The sequence below is a fragment of the Lysobacter sp. 2RAF19 genome, from assembly GCF_052115395.1.
Lineage (GTDB): Bacteria > Pseudomonadota > Gammaproteobacteria > Xanthomonadales > Xanthomonadaceae > Noviluteimonas.
The window spans coordinates 93,322-109,283 of sequence record NZ_JBFRGO010000004.1; the positions used below are offsets into that span (position 1 = coordinate 93,322).

Consider the following 15,962-nt stretch of genomic DNA (forward strand, 5'->3'; position numbering starts at 1 on the left):
ATGTTCAACGAGATGGCGTGGTCGTTCATCGTGCAGACGCTGAGCGGCGTTCTCGCCGTGTTCGTCGGTATCTGGCTGGCGCTGATCTTCGAGCGCAGGCGCAAGGCGGAAGACACGGTCGAACGCGACTCCCTGCAGGCCGCCGAATACGAGCGCGTCATCGATTCCATCCTCGGCTCGGTGGTGAAGAACACCGCCGAGGCCAAGCGCATCCTGCGCCTGGTCGGCAGCACGCATTGCCCGCGCCTGTTGCATGCCGACCTGGAAACCGCGGTGTGGTATGCCAGCCACGGCCACTTCACTTCGCTGTGCCGCAACGTCGACCAGCGGGTGATCCTCAGCCAGTTCTTCGACGACGTGCGGCGCCTGTCGGCCTTCGTGGATTTCCGCAGCGACCTGCAGGCGCAGATGACCACGCAGGGCCGGCGCGCGGATGACGCCGAGGTCTTCGAACTGGCGAAGGAAGTCGACCAGCACCTGGCGGCGCTGGCCGAAGACCTGCGCTTCACCGGGGTCATGGTGATCACCGACCACGGCAAGCCGGTGCACAAACGGCTGATGGGCATCGGGCACGAAACGGTCTGAAGTAAGCTGCGCCGATGAACTCCATCGACCTGCGCTCCGACACCGTTACCACCCCCACCCCCGCCATGCGCGAGGCCATGCTGCGCGCGCCCGTCGGCGACGACGTCTATGGCGAAGATCCCACCGTCAACGCGCTGCAGGAGCGGCTCGCGGTCGACCTGGGGTTCGAAGCCGGGATGTTCGCGCCCAGCGGCACGCAGGCCAACCTGCTGGCCTTGCTCGCGCACTGCCAGCGCGGCGACGAATACATCGTCGGCATGGACGCGCACACTTACAAGTTCGAAGGCGGCGGCGCGGCGGTGTTCGGTTCGATCCAGCCGCAGCCGATCGTGCAGGGCGAAGACGGCACGCTGCCGCTCGATACTGTCGAGAACGCGATCAAGCCGGTCGATCCGCATTTCGCACGCACGAAGATCCTGTGCCTCGAAAACACCTGGCATGGCCGCGTGCTGCCGCGCGCGTATCTCGCGCAGGCCCGTGCGCTGTGCGATCGCCGCGGGCTGAAGCTGCATCTGGATGGCGCGCGCCTGTATAACGCCGCGGTCGCCGACGGTGTCGCGCCGCGCGAGATTGCGAAGCACTTCGACAGCGTGTCGGTGTGTCTGTCCAAAGGCCTCGGCGCGCCCGTGGGCTCGGTGCTCGTCGGCTCGCGCGCGTTGATCGACGATGCGAAGCGCTGGCGCAAAGTCGCCGGCGGCGGTTGGCGCCAGGCAGGAATGCTCGCCGCCGCGTGCCTGCACGCGCTCGACCACCACGTCGACCGCCTCGCCGACGATCATCGTCGCGCGAAGACACTCGCCGATGGATTGCAGGGCGCGAAGCACGTCGCCGTTGCCGGACAACACACCAACATGGTGTTCATCGATGTGCCGAAGGACAAGCTCGATGCGTTCCGCAAGCACATGGACCAGGCCGGCATCCGCATGTCGATCGGCTATCTACCGCGCGTTCGAATGGTGACGCATCTGGATATCGACGACGACGGCATTGCGCGCGCGATTGCGGCGTTCCGCTCTTTCGACGGCTGACTCACGCCTGCACGCGCTTCACCCGCGCCGGACTCACGTGCCGATTGTTCGGCACGACGAATCGCCACAAATGTTCCTGCCCCGCGCTGATCCCGATGCGCGGTGTCGCGATGGGATGCAAGGGCGGCGCCATGCCGTCGTCGAGGATGCGCGGGCCCTCGCCCTTCACCAGGTCCGCTCCGTCCTGAGCGCCGGTGATGCCGAGCGCTTGCGTCAAGCGCGCCGGTCCGCTGCACAACAGGCGTTCGGAAACGCCGCCGCGCGCGTGGTGCATGAGGTCGAGGCCCGCGATCGGTTCGAGCGCACGGATGAGCACGCCCGCGCCGGGCGTCTTGTCCCACGCGACCGCGTTCGCGCACCAGTGCATGCCGTAGGTGAAGTAGACATACATATGGCCGGGTTCGCCGAACATCGTCGCGTTGCGTGGCGTGCGGCCGCGATAGGTGTGCGCGGCGGGGTCGATGCCCGCCAGGTAGGCTTCGACCTCGACGATGCGGCCCGCGCGGCCGTCGGGCATCGCGAGGAGTTTGTTGAGCAAATCGCGCGCCACGTGGAGCGTATCTCGGCGGTAGAACGCGCGGGGCAATCGTTTGCGGCGGGCCATGCAGCCAGTCTAGGGAACCGTGCGTCGGCGCGCGTTCACCGCGACGACCGGCGGTGACCGCACGGCCGCCGCACGTGCGTTGGCCCAATCGCCCGCCCCGGGTGTTGAGGGTCCCGCCATGACACGCCATCTGACCGCGACCGCCCTGGCGGCCGCCCTCGCGACCACGCTGCTCGCCGGTTGCCAGAAACACGAGACACCGACCACCACCACGCCTTCGCCCTCGACCGCCACGGCGCCCGCGCCGGCGACCACGACGGCCGTCGCGAGCAAACCCGCACCCACCGATTTCGACCAGCTCGCCGACCGCCTCGTCGCAAACGCCGCGGTGAAGGAAGGCGAGGTGGTGTTCATCACCGGTCGCGCGACCGATGCCGAATTGCTGGAAGACATCGCGGTGGCCGCGCGCAAGGTCGGCGCGTTCCCGATGATCGACTACAGCAGCGATCGCCTGTCCAAGCGCATGTTCTTCGACGTCCCCGAAAAGTGGGACACGCAGGAAGACAAGTTGTCGGCCGACCTCGCCGACGTGGTGGACGTGATCATCACCTTGGGCAACAACGCCAGCGAAAACCTGTTCGAAGGCGCCGACCCCAAGCGCATGGCTGCCCGCGGCAAGGCGAACGAAGGCTTGCCCAGCCTCTACCAGCGCAAGGGCGTGCGCACGCTGGAGGTCGGCAACAGCCTGTATCCGACGAAGTGGCGCGCCGAACGCTACGGCGTCACCCAGGACGAGCTGTCGAAAATGTTCTGGAACGGCGTGAACCTGGACTACGCCGATCTCGTCAAGCGCGGCGCCGAAGTGAAAGGCGCGCTCGCCAGCGGCAGCGAAATCCACATCACTCATCCCAACGGCACGGACCTGACGGTGAACGTGAAAGGACGCCCCGTCGGTGTCAGCGATGGCGTGATTTCCGCCGAAGACATCCAGGCCGGCGGCGCGGCGAATGCGGTGTACCTGCCTGCGGGCGAGGTGTACACCACACCCGTCGCGGGCAGCGCCAACGGCAAGCTCGTCAACACGCGTGCGTACTATCGCGGGCAGCAGATCGACAACCTGACGCTGACCTTCAAGGACGGAAAGATGACGGGCATGACCGGCTCGGGCCCGGGCTTCGCCGGCATGAAGGCCGAGTACGACGCCGTCGACGATGCGCACAAGGACGACTTCAGCTTCGTGGATCTCGGCATCAACCCGAACATCAAGTTCCCCGCCAGTGCGACCGTCGGCAACTGGGTGCCCGCGGGCACGATCAGCGTCGGCACGGGCAACAACACCTGGGCCGGCGGCGACAACACCGTGCCTTATGGGCAGACCGTTTCGCTGGCGGGCAGCACGGTCACGCTGGATGGCAAGCCGATCATCGAGGGCGGGTCGCTGAAGATCTGAGCGCGCATGGCCTAGACTTCCGCGGTCGCACCCGCGGAAGTCGCCATGGCCAACCAATATCTCCTCGTCGATTTCGAGAACGTGCAGCCGGACAACCTCGGCGCGCTGCAGCCGGGCGAGTGGCGCATCCTCGTCTTCCTCGGGCAGCACCAGACACGGCTGGAACTCGGGCTCGTGCAGGCGGTGCAAGCCTTCGGGCCCAACGCGCAATACATCCCGATCGTCGGCAACGGCAAGGACGCGCTGGATTTCCACATCGCGTTCTACATCGGCAAGTTGTCCGGCGAACAAGCCGGCGCGCGCTTCGTGATCGTGTCGAAGGACACAGGCTTCGATCCGCTGGTGAAGCACCTGGACAAGCTGGGCATCCAGTGCAAGCGCGTGGCGACGATCCCCGGTGCGTTGGTCAAGCTGCCGACGGCGAAACCGGCGCCCGTCGCGAAGGCGGCGAAGGCCGTTGCGAAGACACCGGCCAGGCAACCGGCTGCCAAGCAACCGGCCAAACAACCCGCGAAGAAAGCCGCTGCAAGGAAGACCGCGGCGCCCCCGCGTTTCCAGGAAGTCGTCGAACGCCTCAAGGGCATGAAGCACGCCACGCCGCGCACGGTGAAGACGCTGCATTCCTGGCTCGCCAGCTTCAATCCGCCCTTCGAAGCGGCGCAGATCGAGACGATGCTGCAGGCGCTGCAGGCCGCGGGCGTGCTGACGGTCGAAGGCCGCAAGCTGGTGTATCCGGCCTGATCGTCGGCTTCACGCGGGCGGCGTTAAATTCCGCCGACATGAGCGACGAACAACACGACGACCGCCGCCGCTATCCGCGCCAACAAATGGTGCGGGCCATCCTCGTGCGGCCGAACGGGCACAAGCTCGACTCGCATCTGCTCGATCTGTCGCTGGGCGGCGCGCGCGTCACGCTGCCGCAGCATTGGTCGCCGCAGAACGGTGCGACGCTGCGCCTGTATTTCGAGAACGGCGACGCGGAGGAGTCGATCACCTTGCGCGGTCACGTCACGCGCGTGGGCCTCGACGATCTCGGCGTGGAATTCGAGCCGCAGCAGGAAAGCGATATCCGCGATCTGTTCGCCTCGCTCGGCCCGCGGCAGTAATCAAGCCAGGCGTAACAATGCGTCGTGCATGCACGCGACGAGGCCATCGCGCGGGCTCAACGCCGGCGTGCGTCCGCCGGTGAACGCCGAGAAAGCCGGCAGGATGCTCGTGCGCTCCTGCAACCAGAACGCAGGCCATCGCCCCGGAAACCCTTCGACCCGCACGGTCGGATGCAAATGCCCGCACAACACGTGCGACGGCGCGCTCGCATCGGGTGCATGGCGCAGCGAGAACGGACCGTCGTCGACCGCATCGCCGAGCAGGTCGATGTCGAGATTCGCACGCACCAGCGCGCGATCATGGTTGCCGGCAAGCACGCCGATGCGCAGCGCCGGATGCTCCGCTCGGAACGCGTTCCACCCTTCGCGCCATTGCGGCGATTCGATACCGCCGTGCAGGAAGTCCCCCAGGACCCACGCCGTCTCCGCGCCCGTCATCTGCGCGAGCGTGGCGATGCGTGAAAGATCCAGTCGCGTCCCACCGCTCGGCAGCGCGATGCCGAAGCGACGGAAGATGTCGGCCTTGCCCAGGTGCAGGTCGGCGAGCAACAGGCGATTGCGCGCCGGCCAATAAAGCGCGCGATCGGCGAGCAGCCGCATCGGCTCGCCCGCGATGACCACCTCCATCGCGTCAGCCATGGCGGCGTTCCAGTTGCGCGGCGACACGTTCGACGCGAGCCCGCCAATCTTCCGTACTCAAATGCCCGCGTTGGCTTTCCGCCCACAGGGGGAAGGAGAGCGGCGTCAGCGACTTCGGTCGATGCAGCGCGATCGGGCGGCGCGCGCAATCGTCCAGCGTGTGCGCGAGACGCACGACGTCGAGCTGCTGCGCGAAGACTTCGCGTTGCGCCTGCGTCAACAGCAGATGCCCGGGGTCGTGGCGCGCGAGCACGTCGTAGAGCAGGCCGCTGGAGGCCTGCAGTTGCCGCATCGAGCGCGGCGCACGGCCCGGCAGCGAAGGCGGCAGCAACCCGGCGACGCGCGCGATCTCGCGGAACTGGCGACGCGCCAGCTCGGTGAGGTTGAAGCTGTCGGTCAAATCGTCGAGCAAGGCCTCGGGGCGCAGCAGCTCCCCGAGCAAGGCCGGCTCCACATCGACCTCCGCCTGCGCGGACAACACCAGCCCGTAGTCGTTCGCCGCGAACGAAAACGAGTTGGGAACGCGCCGTCCCCAGCGCAACGCGAGCAGCGCGGCCAGGCCTTCGTGCACGGCCCGACCGGCGAAGGGATAGACGAACAGATGGCGGCCGTCGCGCGTCTTGACCCATTCGCACAGCAGATGATCCGGTCCGGGCATCGCCGACAAGGCGTGCTGCAGCTTCAACAACGGCTGCAAGGCGCGGATCTCGGGCGAATCGGTTTCGCCTGAAATCACGCCCGCGAGCACGCGTTCCACCTCGCGCCCCAGTTCGCCCGACAAGGGCAGGCGACCGCCCTGCCACTTCGGCACCATCCCGTCGTTGCGTTTGGCCAGGCGCACTTGCGCGGTCATGTCGTGCAAGCGAATCAGTTCGAGCGTGCGGCCGGCGAACTGGAAGCGGTCGCCGGGCCGCAGGCGCGAGACGAAGCTTTCCTCCACCGAGCCCAGCGCGCCGCCGCGCAGGAATTTCACCGCCACGCTCCCGTCGCTGGTGATCGTGCCGATCGACAGGCGATGGCGATACGCGACCTTGCGATCGTCGACCACGTAACGCCCGCCCGCATCGACGACAACGCGTCGATAGTCGGGATAGTGCGACAACGCCGATCCGCCTTGCACGATGAAGTCGAGCACGGCGAGCCACGTCGCGTGATCGAGCTCGGCGAAGGCATGCGTGCCGCGCACTTCCTCGAATAAAGCCTCGGCATCGAAACCGCCGCCGAGCGCGAGCGTCACGCAATGCTGCGCGAGGACGTCGAGCGACAGGCGCGGCGGCAGGCGCGGTTCGATGCGGCCGTGTGCGAGCGCTTGTCGCGCGGCGGCGTACTCGAGCATCTCGAGCGCATGCGTGGGCACGCAGACGACGTGCGCCGGCTCGCCGGGACGATGCCGCGCACGGCCCGCGCGTTGCAGCAAACGCGCCATGCCCTTCGGGCTGCCGAGTTGGAACACTTGGTCGACCGCGGGAAAATCGACGCCAAGATCGAGGCTCGACGTCGCGACCACGCACCGCACGGTGCCGTCGCGCAAGCCGATCTCCGCGGCCTGGCGCAGCTTCGCGTCGATGGAGCCGTGATGGAGCAGCAACGTGCCCTGGTCCTCCGGCCATACGGCGGACAAGGCGCGATGCCAGAGTTCGGCCTGCGAGCGCGTGTTGGTGAACAACAGGCTCGTGCCGGCCGTGAGCAGGCGATCGACCACGCGCGCCAGTTGCACGAGTCCGAGATGACCGGCCCAGGGAAATCGTTCGCCCGCTTCGGGAAGCAAGGTCTCCAGCGTGAGCGTGCGCGGCGGCAGGCCCGAGACGAGCGCAGCGTCCGGCGCATGCGGCAGCAACACATCGCGGGCTTCCTGCAGGTTGCCCAGGGTCGCGGACAAGCCCCAGAGGCGCAGCGCGGGTGCGAGCGCGCGCACGCGGGCCAGGGCGAGTTGCAACAGCACGCCACGTTTGTTGCCGAGCAGCTCGTGCCATTCGTCGACGACGATGGTGCGCAATTCGGAAAACTGCGCCGCCGACTCGGGGTACGAAAGCAGCAGCGACAAGGATTCGGGCGTGGTCACGAGCGCATCGAGTTGGCCCGCACGCGAAAGACGCTTGTCGCGCGCGCTCGCATCGCCGGTGCGCAATCCGATGCGCCAGTCCAGGCCGAGCGCGTCCACCGGTTCGCGCAAGGCACGCAGCGTATCGGTCGCCAGTGCGCGCAACGGGGTGATCCACAGCAGGCGCAGGGGGCGCGCTGCGTTTTTCTTGCGCGGCACCCTGGGGGCTTCGGCGATCGCATCGAGCAGCGGGCCACCGAAGGCCGCGAGCGTCTTCCCGCTGCCGGTCGGCGTGTGCAACAGGCCCGATTCCCCGGCCTTCCAGCGCTTCCACATTTCGCGCTGGAAGGGCAGGGGCTTCCACCCCTGCGATTCGAACCACGCGGCCAGCGGGTTCATCGCGCCAGCGCCCGCAGGGTTTCGAGGCGATCGGCCTCCGCGGCCGGCTTGTCGTTGCGCCAACGCAGGATGCGCGGGAAGCGCACGGCGATGCCGGACTTGTGCCGCGTCGAACGATTCACCGCTTCGAACCCCAACTCGAACACATGCAGCGGCGTCACCGATCGCACGGGGCCGAAGCGTTCGATCGTGTTCGCGCGGATCCAGCGATCGAGCTTGAGGATTTCCTTGTCGTCCAGGCCCGAGTACGCCTTGGCGACAGGGACGAGCGCATCGCCGTCCCACAGGCCGAAGGTGTAGTCGGTGTAGAGCGCGCTGCGGCGACCATGGCCCGATTGCGCGTACAGGAGCACCGCGTCGATCGTCAGCGGATCGATCTTCCACTTCCACCAATCGCCGCGCCGCCTGCCCACCTGGTAAGGCGATGCACGGCGCTTGACCATCAGGCCTTCGACGCCACGTTCGCGTGCGCCGATGCGCGCCTCGGCGGCCGCCTCCCAATCCGATGCGATCACTTCCGGTGAAATCACCAAGCGCGGGTCGGCATGCGCGGTGAGCACTTCGGCGAGCGCGTCGCGCCGCGCCTGCAGTGGCAGCGCGCGCAGGTCCACGCCACCGCGTTCGAGCAGGTCGTAGGCCAAGACCCGCGCCGGGGTATCGGCGAGGATCTTCGCGCCGGGTTTGCGCCGCTGGATGCGCGTCTGCAAGGCCGTGAAGGGCAAGGGCGCGTCGCCTTCGCGCCAACCGAGCAGCTCGCCGTCGATGACCGCATCGCCCGGCAGCGCGGCGAGGGCGTGTTCGATTTCGGGGAATCGGCCATCGAGCCGTTCTTCGCCTCGCGACCACAAGGCGATATCGCTGCCGCGTCGGATCAACTGCACGCGGATGCCGTCCCATTTCCATTCCAGTAGCCAATCGTCGATCGGCCCCAGGGTTTCCGGCGCCACTTCCAACGGCGAGGCGAGAAAAAACGGATACGGTTGCGCACGATCGCCGGGCAGCTCGCCTTCGGTCAGCAGATCCCGCAGGAAGGCGGGCGAGGGCGACCACGCGCCGAGCATGCGTTGCGCGATGCGCGCGATGTCCACGCCACTCATCTCGGCGAGCGCCTGCTGCACGAGGCGTTGCGAAACGCCGACGCGCAAGGCACCGGTGAGCAGCTTGTTGAACGCCAGGCGCTCGTCGTAGGCGAGTGCGCGCCAGGCGCCGACGATCAGGTCGCGTCGCGTGCCGGCGTCCTGCCCGGCCACGGCGAGCAAGCGCTGTTCGATCCACACGTGCAATGGCGTGTCGTCGCGCACCGCGGGCGGCGGATCGTCGAGCAACAACGTCAAGGTCTCGGCGAGATCGCCCACATGGTGATAACTCTCCTCGACCAACCACAACGGATTGCCGCTCGCTTCGGCGATCCAGTCGCGCAATTCGTTCGTGCCCGCGATCTTCGCGCGCGCGCCGCCGATCTTCCCGCCCGATAACAGCCACAAGGCCCACGCCGCGTCCTCGGGCGGCGCTTCGCGGAAGTAGGCGATGAGCGCGGCGCGCTTGTCGGTCGTCGCCGTGCTGCGATCCAGGCGCCGATAGAGGGCAGCGAAACGGCGCATCAATCGTCGCCGCCGAACTGCGTCGAGAAGGTGCCGGTCGCGATGCCTTGTTCGTTCAGGGCGCGCACGAGCGCGTCGGTGTTGCCGTGCGTCGCGATCACGCGGCGTGCGCCGGTTTCGCGGATCGTGCGCAGCAGGTCGGGCCAGTCGGCGTGGTCGGACACGACGAAGCCGCGATCTTGGTTGCGGCGCCGCCGGTTGCCGCGGATGCGCATCCACCCCGACGCGAAGCCCGTCTGCGCATGCCGGAATCGCCGCATCCACGGGCTGCCCGCCGCCGAAGGCGGTGCGAGAACGAGTTCGCCCGCGAAATCCGCGCCGCGTTGTTCGTCGCTCACCAAGCGCGTTTCGAGCAGCGGCACGCCGCATTCGCGATAGACCTGCACGCCGGCGGCGATCGCACCATGCAGCCATGCGGGCCGATCGGTATGCGGCATCAATTCGGCGAGCACGCGTTGCGCCTTGCCCAGCGCATAGCACAACAGCACCGCCGCCTCGCCGCGCGCCGCGCACTCTTCGCGCCATTCGACGATTTCGCGCGCGACCGCCGAGGTGTCAGGCCAGCGATACACCGGCAGGCCGAACGTCGCCTCGGTGATGAACACATCGCAGGGGACGACTTCGAAGGGCGCGCACGTCGGATCGGGCTGGCGCTTGTAATCGCCCGAAGCGACCCAGGTTTGCCCGTCGACTTCGATCCGCACCTGCGCCGATCCCAGCACGTGACCGGCGGGATGGAAGGACACGCGTGCATCGCCGAGCACGAAAGTCTCGCCGTATTCGTAGTCGAAGATGCGCTCCTCTCGACCGAGCCGCCAATGGAGGATCGGCAGCCCGGCGCGCGTGGCGTGGTATTCGCCCATGCCGCCATGCGCGTGGTCGCCGTGGCCGTGCGTGATCACCGCGCGCGGAACGGGCCGCCATGGATCGATGTGGAACCCGCCCGCGGGGCAGAACAGCCCCTCGGGGCGCAGGACGATCAGATCGCGCGATGCCGGCATGCCGGCAGTCTTGCAGCGCCTTTGCCGATTACGCGTGAGCGCTGGTGTCCGGAGCGCTCTGATCGGGCGCGTTCGTCACCCAACCGCCGCGATACTTGAACCGCAACCACACCGTCTGCCCGACCAGCGCGACCGCGAGCACCAGCGCACACCACGACGCCGCCGTCGCGCCGCGCACGCCCCAGCTGGATTGCATGACATACACCGCGATCAGGCCCCAGGTCGCAGCGCCCGCGTAATCGGGGTTGCCGCGCATGCGATGGTTCGCCCACAGCAGCAGGACGGCGAGCAGGAGGAACAAGGCCATGCTCCATGCCAGCATGTCGGTGGTCGACATCACGCGGTAGGCAACGACCACCTGCGCGATGTTGACGAACGCAGCCAGCGACAGCCATCCGGCGTGCAACGAAATCGGCGTCCACGCCCACAGCCATTGCTGCGGCAGGCGTTGTTTGTCGTCGGTGAGCATGAAGGCGGCGCGCAACAGGCACACAAGTGCGCCGAAGATCACGATGAGGTTCAACCAGTAAAAGCCCATGGAGAACAAGGGCATCCATGCGGTCGTCAATGCGAACCCGCCCGCGGTCCACGGTGCGATGTGCGTCAGCGTCGGATCGTCGCGGCGCGATCGCGCGGCCTGCCAGACGCCGTACAACACGTCGAACACGAAGATCAGGCCCCAGATCGCGAATGCCCATCCGGCTGGCAGCAACAGGTTCGGGAATTGCGCCGAGACCGCGCCCGAAGGCGGCCCGAAGACCCCGCGCTCGGTCAACCATGCAACGACCGGCATCGCGATCGCGAACAACAGCACGAGCAGGCGCATGGACGTGGCTCCTTCCTGGGATGGCGCGACGCTAGCAGGCAGGCGTGAGCGCCGCGTCGAACACCCGCTTGCACATCCCTGAATCGTCCCATCGCCCACCGTCGAGCTTGTGGGCCTCCATTGATCCGCCGCTCACCAAGCGCCGCGCACCCTCGGGATTCCCCAGCAGGAGCTACACCATGACACGCAAGACACTTCAACTGTGCCTCGCCGCCGGACTCGCGAGTGTCGCCTTCGGCGCCTTCGCGAATCACGAAGGCGGGGACATGTTCAAGATGATGGACACCAACAACGACGGCCAGGTCAGCGCTGCCGAGCACGATGCCGCCGTCACCAAGATGTTCGGCGACATGGACACGAACAAGGACGGCTTCGTGACCGCCGCCGAGATGGACGCCAAACACGCTGCGATGGAATCGCACGAGCACGGCGAGAAGCACGGCATGGAAATGAAGTCCTCCGACAAGATCGCCAAGATGGATACCGATGGCGACGGCAAGTTGTCGGCGGCCGAACACAGCGCCGGTGCCAAGGAAATGTTCGGCAAGATGGACGCCGACGGCAACGGCATGCTCTCGCGGACCGAAATGGATTCGGGCCACGACAAGATGATGAGCAAGGACAAGGCCAAGGACGACTGGAGCAAGAAGGACAAGGGCACCTGAGGACAACGGTGGCTGAAGCCTGGCGCGTCGCCGCATCGCCCCCGGTCTCCCGGGGCGGTGCGGCGGCTGTGTGAAGACGAATTAACAGGCAAGATGGTCCAATGAATCATCGCGCGCAGCCCCGCGGGAGCCGCGATGCAGCAGCCGGCCCGGCCGGACAGGGGACACCGTCATTGGATACGCGCAACAAGTTGCCTGGATCGCTTCCGGCTTCGTCGAAGCATTGGGAAGACGATGACAGCATCTATCGCCGCCTCGTCGGCGAAGTACCGGACTACGCGATTTTCATGCTCGATCCCGACGGCATCGTCCGGACGTGGAACGCGGGCGCGCAACGCATCAAGGGATACACCGCCGAGGAGATCATCGGCCGTCATTTCTCGACGTTCTACCCGCAGGAGCGCATCGACGCGAAGTGGCCCGATCACGAGCTGCTGGTCGCGAGCGAAACCGGCCGCTTCGAAGACGAAGGCTGGCGCGTGCGCAAGGACGGCTCGCAGTTCTGGGCGAACGTGATCATTACGCGGCTGCTCGACGACGACGGCCGCCTGATCGGCTATTCGAAGATCACGCGCGACCTCAGCGCCCGCCGCCGCCACGAAGAAATGCTCCGCCTCAGCGAAGAGCGCTTCCGCCTGTTGGTCGAAGGCGTCGTGGACTATGCGATCTTCATGCTCGATCCCGAGGGCCATGTCGCCAGCTGGAATGCCGGCGCGGAAATGACCAAGGGCTACCAGGCGGCGGACATCATCGGCAGGCACTTCTCCGTGTTCTATCCGCCGGAAGTGGCCGCCGCCGGCTGGCCCGCGCGCGAACTCGAAATCGCGCTCGAGGACGGCCGCTGCGAAGACGAAGGCTGGCGCGTGCGCAAGGACGGCTCGCGCTTCTGGGCGAGCGTGGTCATCACATCGCTGCACGACGAAGCGGGCACGCACATCGGTTTCGCCAAGGTCACGCGCGACCTCACCGACCGGCGCCGCGTCCGCGCGCTGGAGGACGAAGGCAAGCGCGTCACCACGTTCCTGGCGATGCTCGGCCACGAGTTGCGCAATCCGCTCGCGCCGATCACCAATGCGATTTCCATCATGCAGCTCGAACCGATGGAAACCGATCGCCTGCGCATGTGCCGCGACGTGATCTCGCGCCAGTTGGTCCAGATCACGCGCCTGGTGGACGACCTGCTCGACGTCGGCCGCATCACCTCCGGCAAGATCCACCTGGAGATGAAGCCCGTCGAGATCGGCGCGGCGCTCGCCGGCGCGATCGAATCCTGCGAATCCGAAGCACGCAGCCGCGCGCACACCGTCACCCTGGAAACGCCGGAAGGACCGACGTGGGTTTCGGGCGATCCGGCACGCCTGCAACAAGTCGTCGGCAACCTGCTCAACAACGCGATCAAGTTCACCGACCGTGGCGGGCAGATCAAGGTCGTGCTGCGCCGCAATCGCGCGTTCGCGGAAATCGCGGTGATCGACAACGGCTCGGGCATCGCGCCGTGGCGACTGCAGGACATCTTCAACCTGTTCGTGCAGGGCGAACAGGACCCGTCGCATTCGCAGGGCGGGCTCGGCCTCGGGCTGAGCCTGGTGCAGCAGATCGTCGCGTTGCATGGCGGCGATGTCGCGGCGTACAGCGCGGGCATCGGCAGGGGGTCGGAGTTCGTCGTGCGCATTCCGATCGTCGAAGCGCCGGCGGCGACGCGTGAAGCCGAACAGGACATTCCGACCTCACACACCCGCAACGTGCTCGTCGTCGACGACAATCGCGATGCGGCCGACACCATGGCCGCGTTGCTCGATCGCCTCGGTTACCGCGCACGCACGGCCTACGACGGCGCGAGCGCGCTGGCGGAAGTTCGCGCCGCACGGCCGGACTATGCGTTCCTCGACATCGGCTTGCCGGACATGGACGGGCGCGCGCTGGCCAAAGCGATCCGCGACGAATTCGGCGACAGGATCGGCCTGATCGCACTGACCGGCTACGGCCAGGAACAGGATCGCGATTCCACGCTCGCCGCGGGTTTCCGCGACCACCTCACCAAGCCGCTGACCGTCGAGGGCCTGTCCGCCGCGCTCGGCCGACTCGAGGATGCGCGGGCAGCGCGCGGGTGATTGCCCGTCTTACTTGAACTCGCGGCGGATCCACGTGTCGATCAGGCGCTTGTCGTACCGCAGCGTATCGCTGGTCGGGAAGGGCGGCTGCGTTTGCAGGTAAGCGAGGTCGGAAATCTTGCGTTGCCCTTCGGCGATCACCTTCCCGTTGGCATCCTTGTGTGAGAACTGCAGCGTCATCCGCGGCGGATACACATCCCGCAACACGCGCACGTCGTCGGTCTGGCTGTGCAGCCATTCGTATTGGCCCGCGCGCTGGATGTCGAGGATCTCGACATCCACGCGTTCGCCCGGGGGCACGGCCTTCACGAGTTTTTCCTGCATGTAATCGGCGAGTTCGACCACCCAGTCGCCCTCGGCGGACAGGCGCCGGTTCTGGCTGTAGCGCAGCTCGGCGAACTGGGCAGGATCGCCCCACCGCACGGACACGGGGCTGCCTTCGCCGACCGCGTGCGGACGCGCCTGGTCGGTGACGGTGCGGGGGCCCGACGTGGCGCAGGCGGTCAGCGCGAGGGCCGACATCGCCAGGGACAGGCCGAGCAGGGCAGGGCGGAACTTCATGGCGGCGCTCGATATTCCGGGGGTTCGACTGTGAGTGTGCGACCGCGGGGGCACGGGTTCAATGCGATCTTGACGGCCGCTTAATGCGCGGCGCCGCAGCCTCCGGCCGCGATCTCCCCAAACGCCGGAGCACCCCATGCGCCGCACTTTCCTGGTCGGATGCCTGTTCGTCGGTGCCCTGTGCGCCGCCCCTGGTTTCGCGCAAACCTACGCGCCGATTCCAAATACCGCGCCCGATGCCACGCCGCGCACCAGCAATCCGGTGCCCTCGTCCACGCGCCTGCCGCAGAACGCCGACCAGCGCATGGCCGCGATGGATTCCAACGGCGATGGCGTCATCAGCGAAGACGAATACGAAGACGCCATGACGCGCGTGTTCCGCGACCTGGACGCCGACCACAACAATCGCGTCAGCGCCGACGAGTTGGGCAGCGCGAGTGCCCAGCAGCAGGACGGCATGTTGTCGCCCGCCGATCGCATCCGCCGCATCGATCTCAACACCGACGGCGAGCTCACCGAAGAAGAGCTCAAGCGCGGCGCGCAGCAGGTGTTCGAAATCCTCGATACGAGCAAGGACGGCACGCTCGACATCGGCGAACTCCGCTCGGGCGGCGGTTGATCGTCAGTGGCGTCGCCTGGCGTACCAGAGCGCCAGGTGATCGCGTGAGCGCAGGATGCGTCGCCCGCGCAGCGCGAAGCGCAGCATCAGGCGCAGGTGGTCGATCACGCCGAAGGTACGCAGCTTCCGATCGGAGGTGCGCACCGTTTCGCGCAGGATGCGCACGCGGCCCACGGTGGCCAGTGCGCGGCTGAAGGCCACGTCTTCGCCCGCGAAGTAGTTCGTGTCGAACCCGCCGGTGGCTTCGAAGGCCTCGCGCGTGCAGAACACGAAGCACCCTGGCGTGACGCGCATCCAGCGGAACACGTGCATCACCGTCGCCGTGAACATGCGGACCGGCCATCGCACGCGACCGTCGAGCACGACAGCGCAACCACCGCCCACCGCGCCTTCGTCGAGTGCAGCGATCGCCGCGCGCAGCACGCGCGCATCGATCAGCGTGTCCGCGTCGACGAAACACAAGCGCGTGCCTGCCGCAGCGGCGGCGCCTGCATTGCGCGTCGCCGCGATATGGCGGAATGCGACGGAAACGACCTGCGCACCATGCGCGCGCGAGACCTGCGCCGTGCCATCGGTCGAATCGTCGTCGACCACCACGAGCTCATGCGCAAGGCCGCAATCGTGCGCGGCGGCGCGGATCGCATCGACCGTCGCGCCGATCAGGGGCGCTTCGTCGTGCGCGGGAAGGATGAAAGACCACATCGCGCCATTCTTCACGCCACGTGCAACAACCGCAACGCCGCGTGATCCCATCGGGCGCATTTCATCCGCGATTCGCACCGCCGT

Annotated in this window: 16 protein-coding genes; 8 read left to right on the forward strand and 8 right to left on the reverse strand. The window is 67.2% G+C overall.

The features are described 5' to 3' along the window. The gene (locus tag AB4059_RS14470) at positions 1 to 585 is read left to right on the forward strand and encodes a hypothetical protein (protein ID WP_498979828.1); all 585 of its coding nucleotides are present in this window, start codon (positions 1 to 3) and stop codon (positions 583 to 585) included. A gap of 14 nt (positions 586 to 599) precedes the next feature. Then, complete coding sequence (gene ltaE / locus AB4059_RS14475; protein ID WP_498979830.1) at positions 600 to 1,613, forward strand: low-specificity L-threonine aldolase; 1,014 nt, start codon at positions 600 to 602, stop codon at positions 1,611 to 1,613. 1 nt (position 1,614) lies between these two features. Here the strand turns inward: ltaE and AB4059_RS14480 are convergent, their stop codons facing one another. Further along, on the reverse strand, positions 1,615 to 2,217 hold the full coding sequence (locus AB4059_RS14480; RefSeq protein ID WP_498979832.1) for a DNA-3-methyladenine glycosylase: 603 nt from the start codon (positions 2,215 to 2,217) through the stop codon (positions 1,615 to 1,617). A gap of 118 nt (positions 2,218 to 2,335) precedes the next feature. Here AB4059_RS14480 and AB4059_RS14485 point away from each other — a divergent pair, with 118 nt between their 5' ends. From AB4059_RS14485 to AB4059_RS14495, 3 genes are read left to right on the forward strand one after another with little or no spacing between them, the layout of a single operon-like run. After that, positions 2,336 to 3,607, forward strand: a complete 1,272-nt coding sequence (locus AB4059_RS14485; protein WP_498979833.1) for an aminopeptidase — start codon at positions 2,336 to 2,338, stop codon at positions 3,605 to 3,607. A gap of 45 nt (positions 3,608 to 3,652) precedes the next feature. Continuing rightward, positions 3,653 to 4,348, forward strand: a complete 696-nt coding sequence (locus tag AB4059_RS14490; RefSeq protein WP_498979834.1) for a PIN domain-containing protein — start codon at positions 3,653 to 3,655, stop codon at positions 4,346 to 4,348. Between the two features lie 38 nt (positions 4,349 to 4,386). Further along, a complete protein-coding gene (locus AB4059_RS14495; RefSeq protein WP_498962818.1) occupies positions 4,387 to 4,713 on the forward strand; it encodes a PilZ domain-containing protein in 327 nt (108 codons plus the stop codon). Here AB4059_RS14495 and pdeM read toward each other — a convergent pair whose 3' ends face one another. Genes pdeM through AB4059_RS14520 form a run of 5 tightly spaced genes read right to left on the reverse strand, consistent with a single transcriptional unit; the run spans position 4,714 to position 11,220 of the window. Beyond that, entirely contained in the window at positions 4,714 to 5,352 is a 639-nt protein-coding gene (gene pdeM / locus AB4059_RS14500; protein WP_498979836.1) for a ligase-associated DNA damage response endonuclease PdeM, read from the reverse strand. It abuts the gene before it with no gap. After that, positions 5,345 to 7,792, reverse strand: a complete 2,448-nt coding sequence (locus tag AB4059_RS14505) for a ligase-associated DNA damage response DEXH box helicase (RefSeq protein WP_498979837.1) — start codon at positions 7,790 to 7,792, stop codon at positions 5,345 to 5,347. The genes pdeM and AB4059_RS14505 overlap by 8 nt, the downstream gene beginning before the upstream one ends. Beyond that, positions 7,789 to 9,393, reverse strand: a complete 1,605-nt coding sequence (locus AB4059_RS14510; RefSeq protein WP_498979839.1) for an ATP-dependent DNA ligase — start codon at positions 9,391 to 9,393, stop codon at positions 7,789 to 7,791. The genes AB4059_RS14505 and AB4059_RS14510 overlap by 4 nt, the downstream gene beginning before the upstream one ends. Beyond that, entirely contained in the window at positions 9,393 to 10,394 is a 1,002-nt protein-coding gene (locus AB4059_RS14515; protein WP_498979840.1) for a ligase-associated DNA damage response exonuclease, read from the reverse strand. The genes AB4059_RS14510 and AB4059_RS14515 overlap by 1 nt, the downstream gene beginning before the upstream one ends. A gap of 28 nt (positions 10,395 to 10,422) precedes the next feature. Next, positions 10,423 to 11,220 carry a TspO-related membrane protein gene (locus AB4059_RS14520; protein WP_498979841.1) on the reverse strand — a complete coding sequence of 266 codons (798 nt, stop codon included), beginning with the start codon at positions 11,218 to 11,220 and terminating at the stop codon, positions 10,423 to 10,425. A 179-nt stretch (positions 11,221 to 11,399) separates the two neighbouring features. Here AB4059_RS14520 and AB4059_RS14525 point away from each other — a divergent pair, with 179 nt between their 5' ends. Further along, positions 11,400 to 11,885 (forward strand): EF-hand domain-containing protein, encoded by a 486-nt coding sequence (locus AB4059_RS14525; protein WP_498979843.1) that lies wholly within the window; start codon positions 11,400 to 11,402, stop codon positions 11,883 to 11,885. 173 nt (positions 11,886 to 12,058) lie between these two features. Next, positions 12,059 to 13,996, forward strand: a complete 1,938-nt coding sequence (locus AB4059_RS14530; protein WP_498979844.1) for a PAS domain-containing hybrid sensor histidine kinase/response regulator — start codon at positions 12,059 to 12,061, stop codon at positions 13,994 to 13,996. A 9-nt stretch (positions 13,997 to 14,005) separates the two neighbouring features. Here AB4059_RS14530 and AB4059_RS14535 read toward each other — a convergent pair whose 3' ends face one another. Further along, on the reverse strand, positions 14,006 to 14,557 hold the full coding sequence (locus AB4059_RS14535) for a DUF3016 domain-containing protein (RefSeq protein WP_498979847.1): 552 nt from the start codon (positions 14,555 to 14,557) through the stop codon (positions 14,006 to 14,008). A gap of 136 nt (positions 14,558 to 14,693) precedes the next feature. Here AB4059_RS14535 and AB4059_RS14540 point away from each other — a divergent pair, with 136 nt between their 5' ends. After that, positions 14,694 to 15,176 carry an EF-hand domain-containing protein gene (locus tag AB4059_RS14540; protein WP_498979849.1) on the forward strand — a complete coding sequence of 161 codons (483 nt, stop codon included), beginning with the start codon at positions 14,694 to 14,696 and terminating at the stop codon, positions 15,174 to 15,176. 3 nt (positions 15,177 to 15,179) lie between these two features. Here the strand turns inward: AB4059_RS14540 and AB4059_RS14545 are convergent, their stop codons facing one another. Further along, on the reverse strand, positions 15,180 to 15,878 hold the full coding sequence (locus tag AB4059_RS14545; protein ID WP_498979850.1) for a glycosyltransferase: 699 nt from the start codon (positions 15,876 to 15,878) through the stop codon (positions 15,180 to 15,182). Positions 15,879 to 15,962: the final 84 nt, after the last annotated feature.

Coding starts and splice junctions, on each gene's coding strand:
- AB4059_RS14515 (WP_498979840.1), bottom strand. CDS start 10,394: ATGCCGGCATCGCGCGATCTGATCGTCCTGCGCCCCGAGGGGCTGTTC.
- AB4059_RS14470 (WP_498979828.1), top strand. CDS start 1: ATGTTCAACGAGATGGCGTGGTCGTTCATCGTGCAGACGCTGAGCGGC.
- AB4059_RS14505 (WP_498979837.1), bottom strand. CDS start 7,792: ATGAACCCGCTGGCCGCGTGGTTCGAATCGCAGGGGTGGAAGCCCCTG.
- AB4059_RS14545 (WP_498979850.1), bottom strand. CDS start 15,878: ATGTGGTCTTTCATCCTTCCCGCGCACGACGAAGCGCCCCTGATCGGC.
- AB4059_RS14535 (WP_498979847.1), bottom strand. CDS start 14,557: ATGAAGTTCCGCCCTGCCCTGCTCGGCCTGTCCCTGGCGATGTCGGCC.
- AB4059_RS14520 (WP_498979841.1), bottom strand. CDS start 11,220: ATGCGCCTGCTCGTGCTGTTGTTCGCGATCGCGATGCCGGTCGTTGCA.
- AB4059_RS14540 (WP_498979849.1), top strand. CDS start 14,694: ATGCGCCGCACTTTCCTGGTCGGATGCCTGTTCGTCGGTGCCCTGTGC.
- AB4059_RS14485 (WP_498979833.1), top strand. CDS start 2,336: ATGACACGCCATCTGACCGCGACCGCCCTGGCGGCCGCCCTCGCGACC.
- AB4059_RS14490 (WP_498979834.1), top strand. CDS start 3,653: ATGGCCAACCAATATCTCCTCGTCGATTTCGAGAACGTGCAGCCGGAC.
- AB4059_RS14495 (WP_498962818.1), top strand. CDS start 4,387: ATGAGCGACGAACAACACGACGACCGCCGCCGCTATCCGCGCCAACAA.
- pdeM (WP_498979836.1), bottom strand. CDS start 5,352: ATGGCTGACGCGATGGAGGTGGTCATCGCGGGCGAGCCGATGCGGCTG.
- AB4059_RS14480 (WP_498979832.1), bottom strand. CDS start 2,217: ATGGCCCGCCGCAAACGATTGCCCCGCGCGTTCTACCGCCGAGATACG.
- AB4059_RS14525 (WP_498979843.1), top strand. CDS start 11,400: ATGACACGCAAGACACTTCAACTGTGCCTCGCCGCCGGACTCGCGAGT.
- ltaE (WP_498979830.1), top strand. CDS start 600: ATGAACTCCATCGACCTGCGCTCCGACACCGTTACCACCCCCACCCCC.
- AB4059_RS14510 (WP_498979839.1), bottom strand. CDS start 9,393: ATGCGCCGTTTCGCTGCCCTCTATCGGCGCCTGGATCGCAGCACGGCG.